Source organism: Kitasatospora sp. NPDC059803 (assembly GCF_042732255.1).
Classification (GTDB): Bacteria; Actinomycetota; Actinomycetes; order Streptomycetales; family Streptomycetaceae; genus Kitasatospora.
This window is the reverse complement of sequence record NZ_JBHWIJ010000084.1, coordinates 23,474-30,184: the sequence shown is the minus strand read 5'-3', so window position 1 is coordinate 30,184 and position 6,711 is coordinate 23,474. Positions and strand designations below refer to the sequence as shown.

Annotated in this window: 4 protein-coding genes; 3 read left to right on the top strand and 1 reads right to left on the bottom strand. The window is 71.6% G+C overall.

Translation table 11 applies throughout. The features are described from left to right. Window positions 1-206: 206 nt before the first annotated feature. Window positions 207-1,316: a hypothetical protein gene (locus tag ACFV6I_RS16265; RefSeq protein ID WP_063346137.1), complete on the bottom strand. Its 1,110-nt coding sequence runs from the start codon at window positions 1,314-1,316 to the stop codon at window positions 207-209. Window positions 1,317-2,095: 779 nt separating this feature from the next. On the opposite strand from ACFV6I_RS16265, the gene ACFV6I_RS16260 reads away from it, so the two are divergent. The 3 genes from ACFV6I_RS16260 (at window position 2,096) to ACFV6I_RS16250 (ending at window position 6,633) form a co-directional block, all read left to right on the top strand. After that, complete coding sequence (locus ACFV6I_RS16260; protein ID WP_380425815.1) at window positions 2,096-4,141, top strand: alkyl/aryl-sulfatase; 2,046 nt, start codon at window positions 2,096-2,098, stop codon at window positions 4,139-4,141. A 239-nt stretch (window positions 4,142-4,380) separates the two neighbouring features. Beyond that, window positions 4,381-5,418 carry a phosphotransferase family protein gene (locus ACFV6I_RS16255; RefSeq protein WP_380425813.1) on the top strand — a complete coding sequence of 346 codons (1,038 nt, stop codon included), beginning with the start codon at window positions 4,381-4,383 and terminating at the stop codon, window positions 5,416-5,418. A gap of 3 nt (window positions 5,419-5,421) precedes the next feature. Next, window positions 5,422-6,633 carry an acyl-CoA dehydrogenase family protein gene (locus tag ACFV6I_RS16250; protein WP_380343113.1) on the top strand — a complete coding sequence of 404 codons (1,212 nt, stop codon included), beginning with the start codon at window positions 5,422-5,424 and terminating at the stop codon, window positions 6,631-6,633. The last annotated feature ends 78 nt before the right edge of the window (window positions 6,634-6,711 follow it).

Below are 6,711 nucleotides of genomic sequence, written 5' to 3'. Positions count from 1 at the left end.
ATGCTCGTCCGGGCTGGTCTCGACCCGGCTAGTGCTGATCTTGTAAGCCCTGCCCGTCGCTGACGGCCAGGCGAAGTGAGCTAGGAATCCCCGTCCTTTAGGGCGGGGAGGATGTCAATCGGGGAACTCCGTCCTGGCGCTTCTGATGGTTCGATCCGGCTCGGTCGCAGTGCCATACGGCCGTGCGGTGCCACGCGGTCGTCGGGTCAGGCTGCGGGGAGGGTGGGGTTGGTCGGGCCCGGGCGGCGGTCGGTGGGGCGGGCCGGGGGGATGACGGGGGCGTGGAAGTCGCGCGGGCCGGTCCACAGGGCGGGGACGGCGTCGCCGCGGCGGGCGAGTTCGTAGGCCAGCGCCTCGTAGTTGACGCGCCAGCCGTGGAAGTGCTGCCAGGCCTCGTCGACCGGGCGCTCGCGGGGGAAGCCGGCGGACGTGATCATGGCGACGGCGCCGATGTACTCGGTGTAGGTCAGGCGGATCGGGACGTCCGGGTCCGGGTCCGGGTCGAAGTCGATCCGCACCGAGCGGCCGATGTCGCGCAGCGCGGTGAAGCCCGCGCGCAGCACCAGGCGGGCCTCGGGCGGGGCCGAGCGCGGGCAGAGCGCCAGGTGGAGGGCGGCCGCGTCGAGCACCGCGATCAGGCCGACCACCCAGCTGCGGTTCGGCTGCGGGGAGCGGAAGGACAGCAGCACCGGGTAGTTGGAGTGGCTCTCGCCGATGTCGGCGGCGAGCCGCTCCCAGTCCCGGTAGAGCTGGGGGAGGGCGGTCTCGGTGTCGACGAGGGACTGCCGGGCGAGCAGTTCCGGGCCCCAGGCGGGCTCGCCGGCCCGGGACTGGAGCAGGGTCACCTCGGTCTCCCGCCGCTGGTAGGCGGCGTAGAGGGTGGGCAGGTAGGCGATCTGAAGGGCGATCACCAGCGGCCCGCTGGCGGCGGCCATGAAGTCGATCGCCGAGAGTTGCAGGCGCTCGCCGCTGGCGTAGCCGAGGGTGAAGAGGCTGGATCCGGACTCGCGGATGGCCACCGACCAGCTGAGGTCGGACGTGCCGTGCAACAGCAGGGTGTAGGCGAGCAGCATGCCGCTGAGCCACACCCCGAGCATGCCGAGCAGGATCAGTGGCGCCAGCCAGGTCAGCGCCCGGTCCTGCGCGTAGTAGCTGCGGAACGGCGTCGCGTAGAGCCGGAGCACGGTCCGCAGCACCCGCCAGAGCCGGCTGACCAGCGCCGAGTACAGCCCGCGCGGGACGACCAGCGTGCGCAGGATGCTGCCGACGATGAGCAGGAGCAGCAGGGCGCCGGCCAGGGTGTGGATCATCCTCATGGCGTCATTGTGGCGGTCCGGCGGAGCGGCTGCGGTACGGGGCGGGCGCCCGGTGGTCCGGTGGCCGGGTCCGGTACCGGCCGGGTCTTTGATCGGGCCATATCCGAGGGGCGCTGTGGCCGGGTCGGCGCAGACGGGCGCGGGACTGTTCTCTGCGCGGTTGTCGAGGCCGGCGCGCGGCTCGCGTTGTTGGAGATGTCCTCGGACTCGGGGGTGAGTGCGGGGGACGTCTTCGGCCATGTCGCGGTCACGTCCGGCGACGAGACTGCGCCGGTCCGTGATCGTGAAAGTCGTGATCAGACCGCTACGGACTGTCACTCGGTCGCGTGCTGTCGCTACCGGGCGCCGTACCTGATCAGGCCACCGGCGGGATCCGGCCGGATGGGCTGCGTGGACCGTGCTCCGCTCGCGGCCCGTGATCCTGCACGCTCGTGTTCGATTCCGTTCGCCGGTGCGTCCGCTCGTCCCGACCTCCCGTGTGGTGTCCGGCCGCGGGGCGGCGGTGACGGATGCCCCGTGCGGCGCTTGCCCGGAGCTCTCCGAAACCCCGGTCTGACGGGTTGTCCGGTTCTGGGAGGCGCAGGTGCCGGCTCTTGGCGATTCCCTGCCGGTGCGGGGGAGGGCTGCGTACTTTCTGAACCCTGCCGGGACGCGCTGGGGGAGTCGTCGCGACCCCTGGCCTTCCACCGTCCCGGGATTCCGCAGCCCCCGGCGGGCGATGCGCCGTGCGCGCTCGCCCGCAGGCCGCTGCTTCGCCCCACCACCGAGAGGAAGCGTCCATGCCCGACTCCGCTCTTCCCGCCCCGTACGACGAACCGCAGCCGGCGACCCCGCTGACCGCACAGCTGAATGCCGACGTCGCGCTCCCGTCGCCCGGCCAGGATGCCGAGGCGGACTTCGCGAAGCAGGGCCTGCTGGTGGCCCTGGACCCGAACGACCCCGTTCCGGGCCCCGGCCCCGGCGGCCAGCCCTATGCCTGGAACCTGGCCCCCTACGCGGCGTTCCTGTCCGAGCAGACCCCCGCGCCGGACACGGCCAACCCGAGCCTGTGGCGCAATGCCGTGCTGAACATGAACGCCGGCCTGTACGAGGTGGTGAAGGACGCCGTCTACCAGGTCCGCGGCATGGACTTGTCCAATATCACCTTCATGGAGGACCCGACCCAGCAGAGCAGCGACATAGTCGTCCTGGACCCCCTGATCAGCGAGGAGTGTGCGAAGGCCGCCCTCGACCTCTACCTCGGCGAGCGCGGTGCGCGCACCATCAAGGCCGTCATCTTCAGCCACTCCCACACCGACCACTACGGCGGCGTCCGGGGCCTGTTCGCGGGCGGCACCCCCGATGCCGACGTCAAGATCGTCGCGCCGGACGGCTTCCTGGAGCACGCCGTCAGCGAGAACGTGTACGCGGGCAACGCGATGAGCCGCCGCGCCACCTTCATGTACGGATCACTGCTCCACAAGGGCGCGGACCAGCAGATCGACGCGGGACTCGGCAAGACGATGTCGTCGGGGACCACCGGCCTGCTCGCCCCGACCCACACCGTCGTCGCCAGTGTCACCGACGAGGACACCCAGATCCTCGCGGGCGTCCCCTGCACCCTGGCCGGGATCCAGTTCGAGTTCCAGCTCACGCCCGGCACCGAGGCGCCGGCGGAGATGAACTTCTACCTCCCCGACGTCAAGTCGCTGTGCATGGCGGAGAACGCCACGCCCACCCTGCACAACCTCTACAGCCTGCGCGGCGCCCAGGTCCGCGACGCCAAGGAGTGGTCGAACTACCTCACCGAGTCCGCCACTCTCTACGGGGGCGACGCCACCTCCCTGTTCGCCAGCCACTTCTGGCCCCGCTGGAAGAGCGAGGACGGCAACGAGATCGTCGACTTCCTCACCAGCCAGGCCGACCTCTACCGCTTCCTGCACGACCAGACCCTGCGCCTGGCCAACCACGGCCGGACCATGCACGAGATCGCCGAGGACCTCGACCAGCAGCTGCCCCAGAGCCTGGCCGGCCAGTGGTTCAACCGCGGCTACTACGGCACCACCAACCACGACATCAAGGCCGTCTACCAGCGCTACCTCGGCTGGTTCGACGGCAACGCGGCCCACCTGCACGGCCTGCCCCCCGAGGAGGTCGGCAAGCGCTACACGGACACGTTCGGCGCCGACACCATTGTGAAGGCGGCGCAGACCGCCTACGGGAACGCGACGACCGCCGACGACTACCGGTGGGTCGCCGAACTGCTCAGCCACGTGGTCTTCGCGGACCCGGCCAACATCGATGCCCGGAAGCTGGAGGCCGATGCGCTGGAGCAGCTCGGCTACCTCGCCGAAAGCGGCCCCTGGCGCAACTTCTACCTCGCCGGAGCCGCGGAACTGCGCAACCCCGACGCCAGCGCCGGGAACACCGGCGCGCTGCCCGCACCCGAGATCATCACGGACGACGTGATCGCCGCCATGCCCCAGGACATGGTCTTCGACTACCTCGGCATCCGCCTCAACGGCCCCGACGCCGCGAACAACCCGCTCACCATCGCCCTCACCATCGCCGGCGGGAACGCCGGAGACCCCGCGCAGTGCACCGTCCAGCTGCGAAACGGCGTCCTCGTCTACACCGCCGACACCAGCACCGGCGCCGATGCCTCGTACACCCTCACCCGTACCGGTCTCAACCAACTCGCCCTCGCCAAGGACGTGCAGAAGGAAGTGGCCGCGCTCGTGGACAGCAAGGACCTGACGGTCGACTCCGGCACCATCGACCCGCTGAACACCCTCGCGGGGCTGCTGGAGAGCTTCGACTTCTGGTTCGCCCTCACCACCCCCTGATCCCCTCACCTCCCATTCACCCCCATTCGGTACCGGCCGGCTGCCAGCAGTCGGCCGGTACCGGACGTTCCGGGGCGTCGGCCTCCCCGCAACGGGGCCTCACCCGCGAGCCCCCGGACCGCTTGGTCCGGGGGCTCGTTGCGTGCGGGGCGGCATTGACAGCGGGCGGCGTCCGGCTGAATGCTAAGCAAGCGCTTAGTCAACGAGGCCACACCCCGAGGACCCCGAGGAGCCGCCCGATGCCCGAGACCCCCGCCGAGCCGCCCGGGCTGGACCTGGCCCGCCTCCGCGCCCACCTGGACCGGGAGCTGCCCGGCCTCGTCCAGGGCCCGCTGCGGGCCGACCTCGTCGAGGGGGGTCGCTCCAACCTCACGTACGTCCTCACCGACGGCACCCACGGCACCGGCCGCTGGGTGCTGCGCCGCCCGCCGCTCGGGCACGTCCTGGCCACCGCGCACGACATGGGCCGCGAGTACCGCGTCATGACCGCCCTGCGCGACACCGACGTGCCCGTCCCGCGCACCCTGCTGCTCGATCCCGGCACGGACGTGCTCGGCGCCCCCTGGTACCTGATGGAGTTCGTCCCCGGCGTCGCGCACCGGGCCCTCGCCCCGATCGCCGCCCTCGGCGAGCAGCGCGTCCACGCGCTCGGGCGGCGGCTGGTCGACACCCTCGCCGCCCTGCACCGGATCGACCCGGCCGACGTCGGCCTCGCCGACTTCGGCCGCCCCGACGGCTACCTGGAGCGCCAACTGCGCCGCTGGTCAACCCAGTTGGCGAACTCCCGCAGCCGCGAACTGCCCGAGGTGGAGCGGCTGCACGCCCTGCTCGCCGAGCGGCGGCCGATCTCCCCGGCGCCCGCCCTGGTGCACGGCGACTACCGGCTGGACAATGTCCTGGTCGGCGACGGCGACGCGATCACCGCCGTGCTGGACTGGGAGATGTCCACCCTCGGCGACCCGCTCACCGATGTCGGCCTGCTGGTGATGTACACCGAGGTCGCCGGCGTCGGCGGCGGCATCATCCCCTCCGCCGCGACCGCCCCCGGCTTCCCGAAGCCGGACGAACTCGTCGCGTACTACGCCGAGTTGACCGGCCGGCAGGCCGCCGACCTGGACTGGTACGTCGCCTTCGCCTCCTTCAAACTCGCCGTCGTCGCCGAGGGCATCCACTACCGCTACCAGCAGGGCGGCACGCTCGGCGCGGGCTTCGAGCGGGCCGGCGAGATGGCCCCGATCCTCGCCCGGTACGGCCTGAGCACCCTCAAGGAGCACTGACCGATGGACTTCGCCTACGACGCCCGCACCAACGAACTCCGCGAGCAGCTGCTGGCCTTCATGGACCAGCACGTGCACCCGGCGGAGGCGGCCCTCGCGCAGCAGCTGGCCGACCCGGCCCGCGAGGCCTGGAGCATCCCGCCCGTGGTCGCCGAACTCCAGGCCGAGGCGCGCAAACAGGGCCTGTGGAATCTCTTCCTCCCCGGGGAGCGCGGCGCCGGCCTGACCAACCTCCAGTACGCCCCGCTCGCCGAAATCACCGGCCGCAGCCCGCACTTGGCCCCGCCCGCGTTCAACTGCGCGGCCCCCGACACCGGCAACATGGAACTGCTCGCCCAGTTCGGTACCGCCGAGCAGCGCGAGCGCTGGCTGCGCCCGCTGCTGGACGCCGAGATCCGCTCCGCCTTCGCGATGACCGAGCCCGAGGTCGCCTCCTCGGACGCCACCAACATCGCCACCCGGATCGAGCGCGACGGCGACGAGTACGTCGTCAACGGCCGCAAGTGGTACATCACCGGGGCGATGAACCCGCAGTGCCGGATCCTCATCGTGATGGGCAAGACCGACCCGGCCGCCGAACCGCACCGCCAGCAGAGCATGGTGCTCGTCCCGCGCGACACCCCCGGCGTCACCGTCAGGCGCGGCATGACGGTCTTCGGCTACGACGACGCGGACCACGGCGGCCACGCCGAGGTGCTGTTCGAGGACGTCCGCGTCCCGGTCGGGAACCTGATCGGGGAGGAGGGCGCGGGCTTCGCCATCGCGCAGGCCCGGCTCGGCCCCGGCCGGATCCACCACTGCATGCGCGCGATCGGCATCGCCGAGCGCGCCCTGGAGCTGATGTGCCGCCGGGTGAACGGGCGGGTCGCCTTCGGCCGGCCGCTCGCCGAGCAGGGCGTGGTGCAGGACTGGATCGCCGAATCCCGGGTCAGGATCGAGCAGTTGCGGCTGCTGGTGCTCAAGACCGCCTGGCTGATGGACACCGTCGGCAACCGGGGCGCGCACACCGAGATCCAGGCGATCAAGATCGCCACCCCGCGCACCGTCGAATGGATCCTCGACAAGGCCGTCCAGGCGCACGGCGCCGCGGGTGTCAGCCAGGACACCCCGCTCGCGCAGCTCTGGGCCGGCAACCGCACCCTGCGGCTGGCCGACGGACCGGACGAGGTGCACAAGCGCTCGCTGGCCCGGCGCGAGCTGCGGCGGCACCCGTAGGGGTGTCATACCGGAGTACTCAGGGGCAGGTTGGCTCCTGGGTATGACGGCCGTGGTCCGCCCCCGCCCGTACTGTCC

What these genes read in the sequence shown, in the direction of transcription:
- ACFV6I_RS16265 (WP_063346137.1), bottom strand. Translation starts at nt 1,316, where the DNA reads ATGAGGATGATCCACACCCTGGCCGGCGCCCTGCTGCTCCTGCTCATC.
- ACFV6I_RS16255 (WP_380425813.1), top strand. Translation starts at nt 4,381, where the DNA reads ATGCCCGAGACCCCCGCCGAGCCGCCCGGGCTGGACCTGGCCCGCCTC.
- ACFV6I_RS16260 (WP_380425815.1), top strand. Translation starts at nt 2,096, where the DNA reads ATGCCCGACTCCGCTCTTCCCGCCCCGTACGACGAACCGCAGCCGGCG.
- ACFV6I_RS16250 (WP_380343113.1), top strand. Translation starts at nt 5,422, where the DNA reads ATGGACTTCGCCTACGACGCCCGCACCAACGAACTCCGCGAGCAGCTG.